This window comes from Polaromonas sp. (assembly GCF_013817205.1).
Classification (GTDB): Bacteria; Pseudomonadota; Gammaproteobacteria; order Burkholderiales; family Burkholderiaceae_C; genus Polaromonas.
This window is the reverse complement of record NZ_JACDDD010000005.1, coordinates 1-17184: the sequence shown is the minus strand read 5'-3', so window position 1 is coordinate 17184 and position 17184 is coordinate 1. Positions and strand designations below refer to the sequence as shown.

Below are 17184 nucleotides of genomic sequence, written 5' to 3'. Positions count from 1 at the left end.
GCATGTCATTCGTCGTCAAGGTGTAATGTTCAACACCTGAAGAAAGAAAAGCCATGCAATACCTTTGCCTTGCCTACTACGACCCCGAAAAAATGGACGTCATGGCACCCGCCGACATGAAAACGCTGGTGGAGGCCTTGCCCGCCAAGGACGCCGCCCTCGCACAGACGGGCAAGCTGGTCTGGAGCGGCTCACTCGAAGGCCCCAAAGCCACCTTCGGCATGCGCCCGCGCGGCGGCAAACCGCAAGTGACCGATGGCCCCTATGCCGAAGCCAAGGAGCTGGTCGGCGGCTTTTTTGTCATCGAAGCGGCCGACAAGGAAGAGGCGATACGTATCGCTTCGCTGCATCCCGCCGCCACGCTGGGTGAACACATCGGCTGGGGGATTGAGGTGCACCCAATTGGGATTTGTTCGGTGAAGAAATAGCGCCGGCTTCTGTTTGGGTGCGGCACCCGTTATCCCGCAGCATGCCAGCCGGGTTTCCGCATGTGATGTCTCCCCTCGTGGGTCGTGGCGCTTACCGTCGCGCACATCTGTGGCCTCAATAAAGAGGCAGGTCATCCCTCCGTGGGTCACAAAAAACCTGTTCTTGGCCACGTCGGCAAGACGCAAAAAAAGCCCCCGAGGGGGGCTCTTCTTTTGGGCACGCAGAGCTTCAGCTGCGGGCACGCGCTGCGTCACGCAGGTCACGGATCTGGTCGTGATTTTTCTGGGCGCCGGCGGCCTGGCGTTCGATAAGGCTGCGTACGTCGGCGGGCAGGCCTTCTTCTTTCAGGGCTGAGCGATAACGCGCAATAGCCGCGTCTTCGCCCTTTTCGCAGGATTCGAGGATGGACAGTTCACTGTCAAAGCCCACCGCGCCCTTGACCTGGACCCATCCGCGGTGCAGTGCGCCCGATGCGGTGCCGCCGTCAGCCGGCTCGCCGCCGTACTGGCGAATCATGGCTTCGAGTGCACGGGCCGCTTCGGCGCAGCCGGCCGCGCGCGAAGTGAACAGCGCTTTGGCGCTCGCCGTTTCGACCTGCTCGGCGCAGGTCTTGAAGCCGTATTCGCCGTCGCGCGAGTTTTCCAGAAGATCGTTAAGAACGCTTACAACTTGTTTGTTGTCAGACATGGTGTTTCCTTTGTGGCCCGGGGGGCATGGGGTTAAAAATGCTTCCTGGCTCCGTCATGAAGACCGGAACTTGGCAACAACCTTAAGAAGATGGCAGGGCGCGCGGCGTCGTCAGTGGGGGCCTCGGCTTGTAGGCCAATGCCTTTTATGTGCCGGGTGATTGCGCACACCGGGCCAGCGGCTGGCGAATCAGCCGGCCCCAACGGCCCGCCCGATCAGAAGCAAGCTGGTCACAACCATCACGGCGCCGACGGCACGCGCCACACGTTCACCGTCTTTGGCCCAGCGTTCTGCAGTGATCGCTGCCGTCACGATGGCCATGACATGCAGATTCATCACACCCAGAACCAGCAGCAGCGTCGTCAGCCCGGCGCAGGAGCACATGCAATGGATGCCCAACTGCAGGCCGTGGTGCCAGGCGGCCATGGCCTGTGTGGGCAATCGGGTGATTGGTTGCCGGCAACAGGCGAGATGACGCGCCTTCCAGCGGGTGAACTGGAACACACCAGCCAGCAGCACCACCAGCCCTGACAACACGGGCACTGTTCGCGCCACCGTATTTAACTGCAGCAGGGCTTGTGTGAGCACCGCACCGAGCGCGAAGATGATCACTCCCAACACGGTCCACACGAAGAAGTAGCCCGCCCCCGCCGCCATGGCGGATGCGGGCCTGCGGTACCGCAGTTGAGGTAACACTGCCGGCAGCATCATCGCCACCATCATCACCACCCACATGCCGGTGAAGGACGCTGCGGCGCCGGCCCAGCTTTGCCCGCACATCGGCATCCAGGTGGTAGAAAGCGTCCAGCCACCGGGCATGGGCACCTCGCCCATGTCCTGCATGGACAGGCTGCCCGCGATGGTTGCCAGCGTCGCGGCAACCCACAGCAACGGGCCGGGGTTGCCCAGGGCCGGCAGCCGGCGAAGCAACTCAGACGCAGCAGGCATGGGCCGCGGGCGCCGGCGTTTGCTTGTACTCGTCGTGGCGTCGCCACCAAATGCCGGTTTCGTTGCGGCCCAGCGGCGCGCGGTCCAGCCACTGGTACGAACCCCACAGACCGTCCACACCGCGCGCATAGGTCGAGTAGCAGTGGTAAATCTCGCCGCCCTCGCGCACAAAGGTGCTCATGCCCGGCCGCTCGCGCGTGTAGGTGGCCGGGTCGGTGCCGGTGCCCCGTGCGAGGTCGGCCACCGGGCCGGCGCTGTCGCCTTCCTGTCCGCTGCGCCAGACAAACTTCGGCTCCGTGCTGAAGTTGTAGGCTATGCCCTTGTTCCGCTGCTGGTCCTCGGTGAACGAGACATTGAAGTCGAAGTTGAAGTCGCTGCCAGAGGACGAGGCCCAGGGAAAGGTCCAGCCCATGCGCTTTTTGAAAGCCTGCAGCTTGGCCAGCGGCGCGCGTGATACCGCGTGCAGCGTCACGTCGTGGTTGGCAAGGTGCACCGCAAAACCGTTGAAGCCGTCGGCAATCATCGAGCACGAGGGGCAGCCCATGGTGTAGTCGGGCCCGAACATGAAGTGATAGATCATCAGTTGCGAGCGGCCCTGAAACAGGTCGTCGAGTGTGGCTTTGCCTGCGTCGGTGTCGAAGTGATAGGCCTTGTCCAGCCGCACCCAGGGCAGTTGCTGGCGTTGCTGCGCGAGTGCGTCGCTGCGGCGTGTGAATTCCTTTTCGGCGGCAAGCAGTTCGAGGCGTGCAGCCATCCATTCATCGCGGGTTGCTGTGTTGTGAGTTGTCATCGCTGAGTTCCTTTCGTGGGTTGTTGATCAAGCGCGGGCTTATAGTAAAAATAAAACAGGGAGATGTGAGAGTGACAAATGTGGCGGGATTCGAATGGACGCACTGATCACGGCTGCCGCGCTGGCACTGGCCGCCGGCGATGTGCTGGGCGCACTCAAGCGCGTGGCCCTGCGCAACGACGCGCCCGCGCTTGCGCTGCGCGGCATTGCGATGGCACGGCTGGGCGACCTGGTGCGCGCCAAGCTGCTGCTGCGCAGTGCGGCGCGCGCTTTCGGTGCGAAAGAAGCGGTGGCCCGCGCGCGTTGTGTGGTGGCCGAAGCCGAGATTGCATTGGTATCGCGCGACCTGGGCTGGCCGGCCACGGCGCTGGATGCGGCCCGCGCGACGCTGGAAGCCCACGGTGACCGGGCCAACGCCGCCCATGCCGGGCATCTGCAGGCACGGCGCCTGCTGCTGATCGGCAAGCTCGATGACGCTGAACACACACTCGCTGGGCTGGATCCGACGCCGCTGCCACCCGCATCTGCCGCTGCGCACGCGCTGGCGGTCGCGGGCCTGGCGGTGCGGCGCCTGCGCATCACTGAGGCGCGGTCTGCACTTGCAGGTGCCGAGCGTGCCGCGCGCCAGGCCGGCATTGCCGCGCTGCTGGAAGAAGTCAAATCTGCCTCGCTCGCACTCGACGCGCCCGCGGCGCGCCTGATCACGCGCGGCGAGGAGCGCGCATTGCGGCTGGAAGAAGTGGAGGCGCTGTTCGCTACCGACACCTTGGTCGTGGATGCCTGCCGTTATGCCGTGCGCCAGTCGGGCAGCGCCGTGCCTCTGACCAGCCGGCCGGTGCTGTTTGCGCTGGTCCGTGCGTTGGCCGAAGCCTGGCCTGCCGATGTGCCGCGCGAGACACTGGTTGCGCGTGCCTTTCGCGGCAAGGAGGCGGACGAGTCCTACCGCGCGCGGCTGCGGGTCGAGATGGGGCGGCTTCGCAGACTGTTGAAGCCGCTGGCCAGTGTGAATGCCACGCCGCGCGGCTTTGTGCTGGCGCCGCATCATGACGGTGGGGTGGCGGTGCTGGCGCCACCGATGGAGGGCTCCCATGGCGAGGTCCTGGCCCTGCTTGCAGACGGCGAGTCCTGGTCGAGCTCGGACCTGGCGCTGGCCCTGGGCGCCAGCCAGCGCACGGTGCAGCGGGCGCTGGAAGCGCTGGTGCTGGTGGGCAAGGTGTTGTCGCTGGGGCAGGGCCGGTCACGGCGCTGGCTGGCAACGCCGGTGGTCGCAGGATTCACGACAATCTTGTTACTCCCTGCTTCGCTTCCGGCTGGGTAGGATGGCGGCATGAAACGCAACAAAGCCACCATCGTTCGGGAATACGGCCCCTTCCCCGGCATCGAACATGTCGCGGGTGTCACCCATGACGGCAGCCACATCTGGTTTGCATCGGGCAAGCAGCTCAATGCGCTGGACCCGGACAGTGGCAAGCTAGCGCGCAGCTTCGATTTGCCTGCCCATGCGGGCACGGCCTTCGATGGTCAGCACCTGTTCCAGATCGCGGAAGACCAAATCCAGAAGATAGATCCCGCCAGTGGCCGCGTGCTTGGCACCATTCCCGCCCCTGGCGGTGGATGCTCGGGCATGGCGTGGGCTGAAGGCACCTTGTGGGTGGGCCAGCACCGCGAGCGCAAGATTGTTCAAATCGATCCGCAAACGGGTGCTGTGCTGCGCACCATCGAATCGAATCGGTTTGTCACCGGCGTGAGCTGGGTTGACGGCGACTTGTGGCATGCCACCTGGGAAGGTGAGGAGAGCGAGCTGCGCCGCATTGATCCGCAGACCGGTGAAACGCTGGAGGCGCTTGATATGCCGGCCGGCACCAACATTTCGGGGCTGGAGTGTGATGGCGCTGACCGCTTTTACTGTGGTGGTGGTGGCCGCGCGGTTATCCGGGCGGTGCAACGGCCCAGGCGGCAGGCGGCGGGCAAACCGCGGGCTGTGAACTGACGCGGGTGCAGATCAACCCGGCAGGCCTTTGCGGAAGTCGCCTGGGCTGAGGCCGGTGGCCGTGCGGAAAGCCCGGATAAAACTTTTTTCGTTTTTGAATCCTGCAGCCGTGGCCACCTGCTTGACCGGTTTGTCGCTGCGGTTCAGCAAATCCTTTGCGCGTTCAAACCGCACCTCGTCTTTCAGCGCCTGCAGCGATGCGCCTTCTTCCTTCAGTTGCCGGTGCAGGGTGCGTGTCGAGATATTGAGCAGCGCCGCGAGGCCGTCGGCCTTGTGCGCCTGCTCTGGGTACGCGGCCAGCGCCTGGCGCACCTGCTGCACCAACAGGCGGTCGCGCCGGTACTGCAACACCGTGAGCGGCAGGGCGCGCTGCAGCATCTGGGTCAGGGCCTTTTCGTCGCGACGCAGCGGCAGCGCCAGGTAACGCGCATCGAAGCGAATGGATGCCTGCGCCTCGCCGAAGTGCAGCGCGCCGGGAAACATCAGCGCATAAGCGTCAGCATGCGGCGGCGCGGCAAATGGGAAACGCGCGCCCTGCAGCGGGATGCGTGAATCGATGTACCAACAGGCCAAGCCGTGGATGTTGCGCAGCACGTGCACCAGGCAGAAGGCGCGCGCATCCTCGCCATGGCGGCCCAAGTCACTGCGTTCCTCGATGTTGATGGCGGCACTGTCGCCGCTTATCACCAGTCGCAGCCGGATGTCGTCGGCCAGCAGGCTGTGGTGCCGGCACCAGCGCTTGAGCGCCACACCCAGATCCGGCGCACTCAGTGATGCGCGGGCCAGCATGCCGTAGCTGCCCCAGGGCAGGCGTCGGCTGAAAGCGCCCAGTGCTTCGTCGTCCAGCTCCTGCATGGCGGTGCCGGACAAGACCTCCATCTGGCGCGAGGTAATACGGCCGTCGGCTTGCTGAAGCCTGGTTGGCGTGATCTGTGCCATCCTGAGTGCGTTGGCGGGGCTCTGGCCGTACAGCGGGTAAGCGGCAGCAATCACCCGTGCAAAGGCCATGGGCGTGACGGCCACGGGCGAGCCTAGGGTCTCGGGTACGGGTCGGACAGACATGGCGCCAGTTTCTCAAAAAATGGCACGATTTGCAACCTGTGTGGCGACTGTCGGGCCGCATTAGCGCCTAAGCTGAGCGATTTCGCGTTATGGTGTGCAAGGAATTGGCCCAGCCGCAGACCCACCCCACGCACCCCGCCGCACAGAGGAGACACATGCCAGTTCTGGAAACCAAACTCAACGCCCGCTCGGCCGACTTTCAGGCCAACGCAGCCGCCATGCGCGCGCTGGTTGATGACTTGAAGCTGCAGGTGGCCAAGGCCGCTGCCGGCGGCGGTGAAGCCGCCCGGGCCAAACACGTGGCGCGCGGCAAGCTGCCACCGCGCGAGCGGGTGCAGATGCTGCTGGACCCGGGCACGCCCTTCCTCGAGCTGGCGCCGCTGGCCGCGCTGGCCATGTACCCGGACCGTGACGGCAGCGACAGCGCGCCCTGCGCCGGCGTGATCACCGGCATTGGCCGCGTCAACGGGGTGGACTGCATGATTGTGTGCAACGACGCGACGGTGAAGGGCGGCACCTACTACCCGATGACGGTGAAGAAACATTTGCGTGCGCAGGAAGTGGCGCAGCAGAATCGCCTGCCCTGTATTTACCTGGTCGATTCGGGCGGCGCCAATTTGCCGAACCAGGACGAGGTCTTTCCCGACCGCGACCATTTCGGCCGCATCTTCTACAACCAGGCCAACATGAGCGCGCAGGGCATTGCGCAGATCGCTGTGGTCATGGGCAGTTGCACTGCGGGGGGCGCTTACGTGCCGGCCATGAGCGATGAAAGCATCATCGTCAAGAACCAGGGCACGATTTTTCTGGGTGGGCCGCCGCTGGTCAAGGCGGCCACGGGCGAAGTGGTCACGGCCGAAGACCTGGGCGGTGGCGACGTCCATACCCGTCTTTCGGGTGTGGCGGATCATCTGGCGCAGGACGACCTGCACGCACTGGCGCTGGCACGCAACTGCGTCAAGAATTTGAATAAAAATACGGCTCCAGCCCTTATCCCACGTGCGCCAGTAGCTCCTGAATTTATAGCAGAAGAGCTGTACGGCGTGATTCCGGTGGACACCCGAAAACCCTTTGACGTGCGCGAGATCATTGCCCGCATCGTGGATGGCAGCGAGTTTGACGAGTTCAAGGCGCGGTATGGCACCACGCTGATCTGTGGTTTTGCGCATATTGAAGGCATGCCGGTGGGCATCATCGCCAACAACGGCATTCTGTTCAGCGAGTCGGCCCTGAAGGCCACTCATTTCATCGAGCTGTGTTGCCAGCGCAAGATTCCACTGGTGTTCTTGCAGAACATCACCGGCTTCATGGTGGGCCGCAAGTACGAAAACGAAGGCATTGCCCGCAACGGCGCCAAGATGGTGACGGCTGTGGCCACTGCCCAGGTGCCCAAGTTCACCATCATCATCGGCGGCAGTTTTGGTGCCGGCAACTACGGCATGTGCGGGCGCGCCTACAGCCCGCGCTTTTTGTGGATGTGGCCGAACGCGCGCATCAGCGTCATGGGCGGCGAGCAGGCTGCCGGTGTGCTCGCCACGGTTAAGCGCGACGGTATTGAAGGCAAGGGCGGCAGCTGGAGCGCTGAGGAAGAAGAAGCCTTCAAGGCACCCATACGTCGGCAGTACGAAGACCAGGGCCATCCCTATTACGCCACCGCACGGCTCTGGGACGACGGCGTGATTGATCCGGCCGACACGCGCCGCATGCTGGCGCTGGGCTTGCGGGCTTCGCTGAACGCACCGATTCCCGAAACGAAGTTCGGTTTGTTCCGGATGTAAGCCATGAAACATCTTGAACTCAATTTTGGCGGTGGCGTTTCCACCGTCACCCTCAACCGGCCCGAGGTCCGCAATGCCTTCAACGATGAAGTCATCAGTGAACTGACGGCAGTGTTCATTGAACTGGCCAAACGCGAGGAGGTGCGCTGCATCGTGCTGGCCGCCCATGGCACGGCTTTCTGTGCCGGCGCCGACCTGAACTGGATGAAGCGCATGGCCGACTACACGCGCGATGAAAACGTCGCCGATGCCGGCGCTCTGGCCGAAATGCTGCGCGTGGTCTACAGCTGCCCCAAACCGACAATTGCAAAAGTGCAGGGTGATGTGTATGCCGGCGGTACCGGCCTGGTGGCGGCCTGCGACATCGCGGTGTCGGTGGACAGTGCCGGCTATTGCCTCAGCGAGGTGAAGCTGGGCCTGATCCCCGCCACCATCAGCCCGTATGTAATCCGCGCCATGGGTGCACGTGCGGCGCACCGCTACTTTTTGACTGCGGAACGGTTTGATGCGGCAGAGGCCCTGCGCATCGGTTTTGTGCATGAAGTGGTGGCAGCCGCCGAACTGGATGGCAAGGTCGCAGAACTCGCAAAAACGCTGGTCAATGCCGGCCCCGAAGCGGTCAAGCTGTGCAAGAAGCTGGTGCAGGACGTGGCCGATCAGGAAATCACGCCGTCGTTGATCCAGATGACGGTCGAAGGCATTGCCGACATCCGTGTGAGCCCCGAAGGCCGCGAGGGTGTGCAGTCTTTCCTTCAGAAGCGCAAGCCTGCCTGGTTGATGTCTGCCTGATCATCCAACTCGCACGTCATGAATAAAAACACACTGACCCTGCTTGTTGTCCTGCTGGTTGGCGCTCCGCTCCATCTGCGGGCACAGCCCGCGGAGCTTAACGAGTCAATCAATGAAGTGGTGATTCAGGTGCCGAAGGCGGGGCTGTTCACGATAGAGCTGGAGACCACGCTCTACAAACCTGACGGCCCCGGCCCTTTCCCGATAGCAGTGATTAATCACGGAAAAGCCTCGGGCGACCCCCGTTTCCAGTCGCGCTACCGGCCCGCCCTGGCCGCCCGCTATTTCATGCAGCGCGGTTACGCGGTGGTGGTGCCCATGCGGCAGGGGTTCTCCAAATCAGGTGGCAGCTACATCGGTGGCGGCTGCAATGTCGAAAGCAACGGCAGGGTTCAGGCATCTGATGTGAAAGCGCTGCTGGATCACGTGACGGCCCAGCCATGGGCCGACAAACAGCGCATTGTCGTACTGGGCCAGTCGCACGGGGGTTGGACCACGCTCGCCTTTGGACCGCAAAACTATCCCGGCGTGAGGGCGCTGATCAACTTTGCCGGCGGCCTGCGCCAGGAAACCTGTACTGGATGGGAGGGCGGGCTGGCCCGTGCCGCGGCCGACTATGGAAAAGAGACCAGCTTGCCGTCGCTATGGTTTTATGGCGATAACGACAGCTACTTCAACACCGATACATTCCAGGCGATGTTTGCGCGCTACAACGCTGCCGGGGGCAAAGCGAAACTGGTCGCCTTTGGCAAGTTTGGTTCGGACGCTCATTCGATGTTTGGTTCCCGGGCTGGCGCACCGATCTGGCAGCCGGAAGTCACCCGATTGCTGGCTGCGGTGGGGCTGCCCAGCGAGCCACAAGCGGAATTTTCGAAGTACAGGATTTCCGGGTTGACACCCATCCCGCCGAAGACATCTTTTGCACCGCTGGAGGACGAAACCCGGTTGCCCCACGTCAAGGAGTCGGGCCGCAACGGGTACAAGATCTACCTTGCCAAGCTGGTCCCCAGGGCGTTTGCGATTGGCCCCAGCGGAGCCTGGGCCTGGGCCGATGGCGGCGAAGACCCGCTCAGGCGGGCGCTGGACAACTGCAAGCGTTTCGCAAAGGCAGACTGCAAGCTCTACTCGGTCGATGACGACGTGGTGTGGACGGAGGGCATGTAGATGCAAACCATGGACACCGCGCAACTGATCGCCCTTGCCGGCGCGCTCGGCTGGGCCAGCGGCGTGCGGCTGTACCTGGTTGTGCTACTCACGGGCTTGGCCGGCTTCATGGGCTGGATCCAGTTGCCGCAAGGCCTGCACCTGCTGGCCAACCCGGTGGTGTTGGGTGCCAGTGGCTTCTTGGTGTTCGTCGAGTTTTTTGCCGACAAAATCCCCGGGCTGGATTCGCTGTGGGACGTGGTACACACCGTCATTCGCATTCCGGCTGGCGCGGCACTCGCGGCCGGGGTGTTTGGCGCCGACAGCGGCGTGATGGCTTTGCTGGCAGCCCTGGCGGGCGGCTCACTGGCGGCCACCAGCCACGCGGCCAAGGCCACAACCCGAGCGGCCATCAACACCTCGCCCGAACCCTTCAGCAATGTAGGCGCCTCGCTGGTGGAAGATGGCCTGGTGCCGGCCGGCCTGTGGCTGGCGGTTGCCCATCCACTGGTGTTTATCGCGGTACTGGTGGTGGTGCTTGTCTTCAGCATTTGGCTGATCCGCACCTGCTGGCGCTTTCTGCGGCAACTGTTTGCGCGTGTGGCCCGCATCTTTAGCGGCCAATCGGACAGCGGCCCGGCGCCGGCGTTTACCCTGAAATCTCCCTTTTCAAAAAAGAACGACTGACATGTTTAAGAAAATACTGATCGCGAATCGCGGAGAGATAGCTTGCAGGGTCGCAGCTACGGCTAGCCGCATGGCCATCCAGACTGTCGCCGTGTACTCGGACGCCGACGCGGATGCCCAACACGTGCGTGCTTGCAATGAGGCAGTTCACATCGGTGGCAGTGCGCCCAAAGACAGTTACCTGCGCTGGGAAAAAATCATTGCTGCTGCCAAGGCCGCCGGCGCCGAGGCCATCCACCCGGGCTACGGATTCCTGAGCGAAAACGAGGAGTTCGCCCAGGCCTGTGGCGATGCCGGGCTGGTCTTCATCGGCCCGCCGGCCTCGGCCATCAAGGCCATGGGTTTGAAGGCCGAGTCCAAGCAACTCATGGAAAAAGCTGGCGTGCCGCTGGTGCCCGGTTACCACGGCAGCGACCAGGATCCAGCCTTGCTGAAACGCGAAGCTGACCGTATCGGTTACCCGGTGCTGATCAAGGCCAGCGCCGGCGGTGGCGGCAAAGGCATGCGTGCCGTCGAGAAGTCTGAAGACTTCGACGCGGCGCTGGCGTCCTGCAAGCGCGAGGCCATCAACAGCTTCGGCGACGACGCGGTGCTGGTCGAAAAGTACGCGCAGCGCCCACGCCATATCGAGATTCAGGTCTTTGGCGACAGCCATGGCAATTACGTTTACCTGTTCGAGCGCGACTGTTCGGTGCAGCGCCGCCACCAGAAAGTGCTGGAAGAAGCCCCCGCGCCTGGCATGACAGAAGCGATGCGCCGGCAGATGGGCGAGGCGGCAGTGGCTGCCGCGCGCGCTGTCAATTACGTCGGCGCCGGGACTGTCGAATTTATTGTGGAACAGCGTACCGACGGCACGATGAACTTTTTCTTTATGGAGATGAATACGCGCTTGCAGGTTGAACATCCCGTCACCGAAGCCATCACCGGCCTCGACCTGGTGGAGTGGCAATTGCGCGTGGCCTCCGGCGAAGAACTGCCGCTGGCGCAGGATGAGCTGCGCATCCACGGCCATGCCATCGAAGCGCGTATTTGCGCCGAAAGCCCGGACAACAACTTCCTGCCCGCGACCGGCACCTTGCATGTCTACGGCCTGCCGCCTTCAGTTTCCTTTGAACGCGGCCTGGTGCGTGTAGACGCCGGGGTGCGCGAGGGCGATGTAATCTCGCCGTTTTATGACTCCATGATTGCCAAGCTGATCGTGCACGGCGACACGCGCGAGCAGGCGCTGGCGCGTCTGGACGAGGCGCTGGCGCAAGTGCATATCGTAGGCCTGAGCACCAATGTTCAGTTCCTGCGCCATGTGGTGGGCAGCCGTTCGTTTGCCCAGGCCGATCTGGACACCGCGCTGATTCCGCGCGAGGAGGCGGTGCTGTTCAAGCAGGAAAAAATAGGCCTGCCCCTGGCCGCTGCCGCCGCCGTGGCCTTGAGCCTGCTGGAAGAAAAAGCGCTGGAAACCTCAGATCCTTTCAGTCGGCGCGACGGCTGGCGCTCACACGGCGTCGCGACGCGCCGCTTCGAATTCGAGTTTCACGGCGAGCCGGCGAAAGCCGAACTGACTTACCTGCATGACGGAGCGCTGCGGCTGGCAACGGGCGGCGAGGAAGGCTTGCTGGTCTTTACCCGCGAAGGTGAAGCGGTCACGCTGACTTTCGGCGGCCAGCGCCTCACCGCGCGACTGTACCGCCGTGGGGAAACCGTCCACGTGTTTGCGCGCCAGGGCGCCACCCAGATCGCCGTGATCGACCCGCTGGCTCATGCTGGCGAGGCCCACGGCGAAGCCGGCCGCCTGACGGCACCGATGCCGGGCAAGGTGGTGTCGTTTGCGGTGAAGGCTGGGGACAAGGTGAGCAAGGGCCAGGCGTTGGCTGTGATGGAGGCCATGAAGATGGAGCACACGATTGCCGCCCCGGCCGACGGCGTGGTGCAGGAGCTGCTTTACGCACCCGGTGACCAGGTCACCGAGGGGGCGGAGCTGCTCAAAATCTCAAGCTGAGCGCAACACACGTGCAGGCCGCGGTGACGGCACAATCAAGCTTATGAACCTTCTTTTTTGTTGCGTCGGCGCCAAGCCCGAACCCTGGGTGGCCGGACTGCGCGCCGAGCTTCCCGAGGCGAACGTGCAGGACTGGACCCCGGGCGCGCTGCCGGCGGACTACGGGGTGGTCTGGGCCCCGCCACAGCAGTTCCTCGACGAGCAGCCGCAGCTCAAAGCCCTGTTCAACATCGGCGCTGGGGTCGATGCCCTGCTCAAGCTCAGGCTGCCGCCTGCCGCATCGGTGGTGCGACTGGACGATGCCGGCATGTCAGTGCAGATGGCCGAATACGTGAGCCATGCGGTGATCCGGCACTTCCGCGAATTTGACGGTTACGAGGCCGACATCCGCAGCGGCAAATGGTCTTACCGCAAGCCGCTCATGCGCGCCAATTTTCCGGTGGGAATCATGGGCCTGGGTGTGCTGGGCGAGCGCGTAGCACGCACGCTGACGCAGTTTGATTTTCCGGTCAAGGGCTGGAGCCGCTCGCCCAAGACGATTGAAGGTGTCCAGTGTTTTTCGGGCGAGGCGGGCATGGCGGACTTTCTGGCGGCCTCGCGCGTGCTGGTGTGCCTGCTGCCGCTCACGCCTGAGACCACCAACATCATGAACCGGGAGACACTCTCGAAACTGCAGCCGGGCGCTTATGTCATCAATGTCGCGCGCGGTGCGCACCTGGTCGACGAGGACCTGATTGCGCTGATCGACGGTGGGCACATCGCTGGCGCCACCCTTGACGTGTTTCGCAACGAGCCGCTGTCGACAGATCACGCTTTCTGGAAACACCCGAAAATCAATATCACGCCGCATACCTCAGCACGCACGCTGCGCGAGGAAACCATTGCGCAGATTGCCGGCAAGATCCGGGCTGTCGAGGGCGGTACGCCGATCACCAGCCTGGCCGGTGTGGTTGATCCCAACAGAGGATACTGAAATGTTGCCCCCACGGTCACTCACTGCGTGTTGCCTACGGCGTCTCCCTGCCCCTTTCACCACGAAAGGGGCCGCTGCGCCTGCAGGCTGGCAAAGCCAGACTCGCGGCCCCTGCTTGCCTGATGAGCTCCGTGGTCGTTCACTCCCTGCAGTTCCCGCCCGCATCTCGTGAAAGAGTCTTTATGAAGTACCCCTCCAAAGTCAAAATCGTCGATGTCGGGCCGCGCGACGGGCTCCAGAACGAAAAGGCGCCGGTGCCTGCATCCGTCAAGATCGAGCTGGTGCACCGCCTGCAGGACGCCGGCCTGACCGAGATCGAGGTCACCAGTTTTGTATCGCCCAAGTGGGTGCCGCAGATGGCCGACGCGGCCGACGTCATGGCCGGCATTACACGCAAGCCGGGTGTGCGTTATTCGGTGCTGACGCCCAACATGAAGGGTTTCGAGGCGGCGGTGCTGTCGAAGCCGGACGAGATTGTGGTGTTTGCTGCGGCGAGCGAGGCTTTCAGCCAGCGCAACATCAACTGTTCAATTGAAGAAAGCATTGAGCGTTTTCGCCCGGTCGCCGAGGCGGCGCGCGCGAGCAACATTCATGTGCGCGGCGCCATCTCCTGCGCCGTCGGCTGCCCCTACGAAGGCGAGATCGCGCCGGAACGGGTGGCCATGGTCGCGCGCCTGCTGAAGGAAATTGGCGTGCAGCACATCGGCGTTGCCGACACCATTGGCGTTGGCACACCGGTCAAGGTTGAACGCGCGATGGAGGCTGCGCTGCAGCATTACGGCGTGGACGATATTTCGGGCCATTTCCATGACACCTACGGCCAGGCCCTGGGCAACACCCTGGCCAGCCTGCAGATGGGCATCTGGCAGTACGACACCTCGTCGGCCGGCCTCGGTGGCTGCCCTTATGCGAAGGGGGCCACCGGTAATGTCGCGACCGAAGACGTGGTCTACATGCTGCAGGGCATGGGCATAGAGACCGGCATCGACCTTGACAAGCTGATCGACGCCGGCAAGTTCATCAGCGACTTCCTGGAGCGCAAGCCCAATTCCCGGGCTTCGACCGCCTTGCTCAACAAGAGGGCAGGGTGATGTGCGGTGGAGAGCTGACAGTGTTGCCAGAAGGCGTGCAGCGTGTCGCGGCTGTGCTGGAGGCGAAAGGCCATCCGCACATGCCCGTGATGCTCAACGACGCGGCACGAACCGCGCAGCAGGCCGCCGATGCGCTGGGTATCGCCCTCGGCCAGATTGCCAAGAGCATTATTTTCCGCCGCAAGTCGGACGATATGGCGGTGCTGGTCATCACGGCCGGTGACCAGCGCGTCGATGAGCGAAAGGTCGAGGCGCTGGTCTGCCCTGACGGCAAGCGCCTGGGCCGGGCCGACGCGGAATTCGTCAAAGCGCGCACCGGGTTTTCGATAGGCGGGGTGTCGCCGCTGGCGCACACCACACCACCTGTCACGCTGATCGACCAGAGCCTGCTGCGCTTTGACGAAATCTGGGCGGCGGCCGGCCACCCGCATGGCGTGTTCAAACTGAGCCCGCAGCAACTGGTGGATCTGACCGGCGCCCCGGTCAGCAATGTGGCGGTGGATGTGGTGCAGGAGCAGGTTTCGCAGCAACATGCTATCAACTTGATAGCTATCCGCGCTTGTCAGATAAGGGCTGAGACCGAAAACATTCCCTCTCCCTGCAACTCGGTGTGCCGCATGAGCACGCTCACCGGCTGGTGTGAAGGCTGCTTTCGCACGCGCGAAGAAATCGCTGCCTGGGCCCAGTGCAGCGATGCCGGCAAGCGTGAGGTCTGGACCCTGATCGAGCAGCGCACCGCAGCGCTGAAGGCGCAGCCGTGATACCCGTCAGTCATCCACAGCAGGCCCCAGCGCTGGCCAGACCGATGAAACACATCACCTTCTACCTGGATTTCATTTCGCCTTACGCCTACCTGGCGTTCGAGAAACTGCCTGAAGCCCTGAAAGGCCTCAGTTACAGCGTGTGCTACAAGCCGCTACTGTTTGCCGGCCTGCTCAAGCACCATGGCCAGCTCGGCCCCGCAGAACTTACCGGCAAGCGCGAATGGACCTATCGGCAAGTAGTGTGGCTGGCGCACCAGCAAGGCGTTTCGCTGCAACTGCCTGCAAGCCACCCTTTCAATCCGCTGGCCCTGCTGCGCCTGGCCGTTGCCTGCCCGGCGCATGGCTCACCCAACCGTTATGTCTGCGAGACGCTGTTTCGTCATGTCTGGCAGGGGGGGGCTGAGGCCGTGGACCCGCAGCGTGTGGCCGCGCTCTCGGCGCAACTGGCGCCGCAGCGCGATCCGGACGGCGCAGACGTCAAGGCGCAGCTGAAGGCGAACAGCGACGAGGCCATTGCGCAGGGTGTGTTTGGGGTGCCTGCGCTAGCGGTGGACGGCAAGCTCTTCTGGGGCCTCGACGCCTTGCCCATGCTGCGGGCTTTCCTTCTGGGTGACGCCTGGTTTGACGGCGCCGCCTGGGACGCTGCAGCGCAGTTGCCGGGTGTTCAACGCCGGAAGTAGCTATTTTTTTAACGCCTGAACCTGCCGTCTGTGCCGATGATGGACAGGTCGGCGAAATCCAGCCCGGTGTGGTCTTCCGTTGAATAGCTCACTTCCAGCCCACCCAGATCGAGCTTGCGTATGCCTTCCAATGCCGCCTGGATTTTTTCGCGGGTGGGTTTGGGGCCGGCGCGGCGCAGTCCTTCTACCAGTACCTTGGCGGCGGCAAATCCTTCGAGCATGGCCGGGCTGATGTCGCTCGCGCCTTTGGCTTTGGCCATTTCCTGGGCTTCCTTGACCATGGCAAAGGCAAAGGCAATGGAGCGTTCGTAAGGGAAGACCTGCGTCACGATCACGCCGCGGGCGTTGTCGCCCAGGCTTTTGATGAAGCCCCCGGACGCGTTGTTGGACAGCGTGACGATCTGCGCGGCAGAACCGGCGGCCCGGAAAGCCTTGATGCCATCAACCACCGCCTGGCCAGAGGCCACCATGATGACGGCCTGTGTGTTGGTCTGAACAATCTTGGGCGTGATGGGGCCGAAGTCAGGCTTGGCGCGGTTGATTTTCTCCAGAACGGAAGGCTGGAGCTTGGCTGCGATCAGGCCTTTTTGCGCACCGGCCACGCCGTCGGCGCCGAAACTGTCGTCGGCATGAACAATCGCAATGCGCGTGATGCCCATGGAGTTCAGGTGGGCCACGGCTTTCTCGGCCTCACGCTGGTAGGTGGCGCGCACGTTGAAGACATGCTTTTGGACCGGCAGGTGCAGCACCATGGCACCGGTGGACGGGCCGACCAGCGGCACGTTGTGTTTGTCCAGATGCGGAAGGATGGCTTCCGTGTGGGGCGTTCCGCGTGTGAGGAACAAGGCCAGCACGTTCTGCTCTTCGATCAGCTTGCGGGCGTTTTCACCTGCCTGCTTGGGGTCGAATTTGTCGTCGAGCGAGATCAGCTCGATTTTCTGCCCATTGACGCCGCCTTTGGCATTGACCGCTTCGATGTAAAGCTTGGCGCCGTCGGTGGTTTCCTTCACGCCCGCGCCCACAGGGCCGGTAAATCCAGCGGTTTGCCCGACCAGCAACTGCGCTTGTGCCCCAAAGCTGAGGGCCGTCAGGGCAAAGGTCGCAAACCACCTATTCAATTTCTTCATGACTGTCTCCTTGGTCTTTGAGTCTATGCGGACGTCTCGTCTTTCCCTTGTGGAAACTACGAAGGCGAAACCGGAGAGATGTGCCCAGTTGTAGCCTGTGAAGTCTTAACCCCACGCCTCGCAAACGCCAGTGGACTGCTAGCCCGGATATTTCATTAGCAGGAGTCGGCAGCCCCGTGCCGAAGCGCGTTGTCATTGGTGTTCGATGTCAATTGCAACCGGGGACTGCCAATGCCAAAGTGTACGCAAGAAC

Annotated in this window: 17 protein-coding genes; 12 read left to right on the top strand and 5 right to left on the bottom strand. The window is 63.2% G+C overall.

All coding sequences use genetic code 11. From position 1 onward, the window contains the following. Positions 1-53 precede the first annotated feature (53 nt). A complete protein-coding gene (locus H0W47_RS02040) occupies positions 54-428 on the top strand; it encodes a YciI family protein (RefSeq protein WP_296919910.1) in 375 nt (124 codons plus the stop codon). Between the two features lie 229 nt (positions 429-657). On the opposite strand, the gene H0W47_RS02035 is transcribed toward H0W47_RS02040, so the two are convergent. The 3 genes from H0W47_RS02035 to H0W47_RS02025 all read right to left on the bottom strand — a co-directional run bounded on the left by H0W47_RS02035 (position 658) and on the right by H0W47_RS02025 (position 2854). Continuing rightward, positions 658-1116, bottom strand: coding sequence for a PA2169 family four-helix-bundle protein (locus H0W47_RS02035; RefSeq protein WP_296919908.1), 459 nt, complete (start codon positions 1114-1116; stop codon positions 658-660). 189 nt (positions 1117-1305) lie between these two features. Then, complete coding sequence (locus tag H0W47_RS02030) at positions 1306-2064, bottom strand: DUF2182 domain-containing protein (RefSeq protein ID WP_296919905.1); 759 nt, start codon at positions 2062-2064, stop codon at positions 1306-1308. Further along, entirely contained in the window at positions 2048-2854 is an 807-nt protein-coding gene (locus H0W47_RS02025) for a DUF899 domain-containing protein (RefSeq protein WP_296919902.1), read from the bottom strand. Before H0W47_RS02025 ends, H0W47_RS02030 begins: the two co-directional genes overlap by 17 nt. A gap of 94 nt (positions 2855-2948) precedes the next feature. Between H0W47_RS02025 and H0W47_RS02020 the strand changes: the two genes are divergently transcribed. Both H0W47_RS02020 and H0W47_RS02015 read left to right on the top strand, forming a co-directional pair. Continuing rightward, positions 2949-4172 carry a helix-turn-helix domain-containing protein gene (locus tag H0W47_RS02020; RefSeq protein WP_296919899.1) on the top strand — a complete coding sequence of 408 codons (1224 nt, stop codon included), beginning with the start codon at positions 2949-2951 and terminating at the stop codon, positions 4170-4172. Between the two features lie 9 nt (positions 4173-4181). Beyond that, entirely contained in the window at positions 4182-4844 is a 663-nt protein-coding gene (locus H0W47_RS02015; RefSeq protein WP_296919895.1) for a PQQ-binding-like beta-propeller repeat protein, read from the top strand. A 12-nt stretch (positions 4845-4856) separates the two neighbouring features. On the opposite strand, the gene H0W47_RS02010 is transcribed toward H0W47_RS02015, so the two are convergent. Beyond that, entirely contained in the window at positions 4857-5906 is a 1050-nt protein-coding gene (locus H0W47_RS02010; RefSeq protein ID WP_296919893.1) for an AraC family transcriptional regulator, read from the bottom strand. A 155-nt stretch (positions 5907-6061) separates the two neighbouring features. On the opposite strand from H0W47_RS02010, the gene H0W47_RS02005 reads away from it, so the two are divergent. From H0W47_RS02005 to H0W47_RS01965, 9 genes are all read left to right on the top strand, one after another. Continuing rightward, entirely contained in the window at positions 6062-7684 is a 1623-nt protein-coding gene (locus tag H0W47_RS02005) for a carboxyl transferase domain-containing protein (RefSeq protein ID WP_296919888.1), read from the top strand. Between the two features lie 3 nt (positions 7685-7687). Then, complete coding sequence (locus H0W47_RS02000; RefSeq protein ID WP_296919884.1) at positions 7688-8473, top strand: enoyl-CoA hydratase/isomerase family protein; 786 nt, start codon at positions 7688-7690, stop codon at positions 8471-8473. Between the two features lie 18 nt (positions 8474-8491). Beyond that, entirely contained in the window at positions 8492-9637 is a 1146-nt protein-coding gene (locus H0W47_RS01995; protein ID WP_296919880.1) for a CocE/NonD family hydrolase, read from the top strand. Beyond that, positions 9638-10303 carry a DUF4126 domain-containing protein gene (locus H0W47_RS01990; protein ID WP_296919877.1) on the top strand — a complete coding sequence of 222 codons (666 nt, stop codon included), beginning with the start codon at positions 9638-9640 and terminating at the stop codon, positions 10301-10303. Between the two features lies 1 nt (position 10304). Next, a complete protein-coding gene (locus tag H0W47_RS01985) occupies positions 10305-12296 on the top strand; it encodes an acetyl/propionyl/methylcrotonyl-CoA carboxylase subunit alpha (RefSeq protein ID WP_296919874.1) in 1992 nt (663 codons plus the stop codon). 43 nt (positions 12297-12339) lie between these two features. After that, positions 12340-13269: a glyoxylate/hydroxypyruvate reductase A gene (locus H0W47_RS01980; protein ID WP_296919871.1), complete on the top strand. Its 930-nt coding sequence runs from the start codon at positions 12340-12342 to the stop codon at positions 13267-13269. 182 nt (positions 13270-13451) lie between these two features. Beyond that, on the top strand, positions 13452-14360 hold the full coding sequence (locus tag H0W47_RS01975; RefSeq protein ID WP_296919869.1) for a hydroxymethylglutaryl-CoA lyase: 909 nt from the start codon (positions 13452-13454) through the stop codon (positions 14358-14360). Positions 14361-14380: 20 nt separating this feature from the next. Then, entirely contained in the window at positions 14381-15121 is a 741-nt protein-coding gene (locus H0W47_RS01970) for a YbaK/EbsC family protein (protein ID WP_296919866.1), read from the top strand. A gap of 44 nt (positions 15122-15165) precedes the next feature. After that, the gene (locus H0W47_RS01965; RefSeq protein ID WP_296919863.1) at positions 15166-15804 is read left to right on the top strand and encodes a 2-hydroxychromene-2-carboxylate isomerase; all 639 of its coding nucleotides are present in this window, start codon (positions 15166-15168) and stop codon (positions 15802-15804) included. An 8-nt stretch (positions 15805-15812) separates the two neighbouring features. Here H0W47_RS01965 and H0W47_RS01960 read toward each other — a convergent pair whose 3' ends face one another. Further along, complete coding sequence (locus H0W47_RS01960) at positions 15813-16931, bottom strand: ABC transporter substrate-binding protein (protein WP_296919861.1); 1119 nt, start codon at positions 16929-16931, stop codon at positions 15813-15815. Positions 16932-17184: the final 253 nt, after the last annotated feature.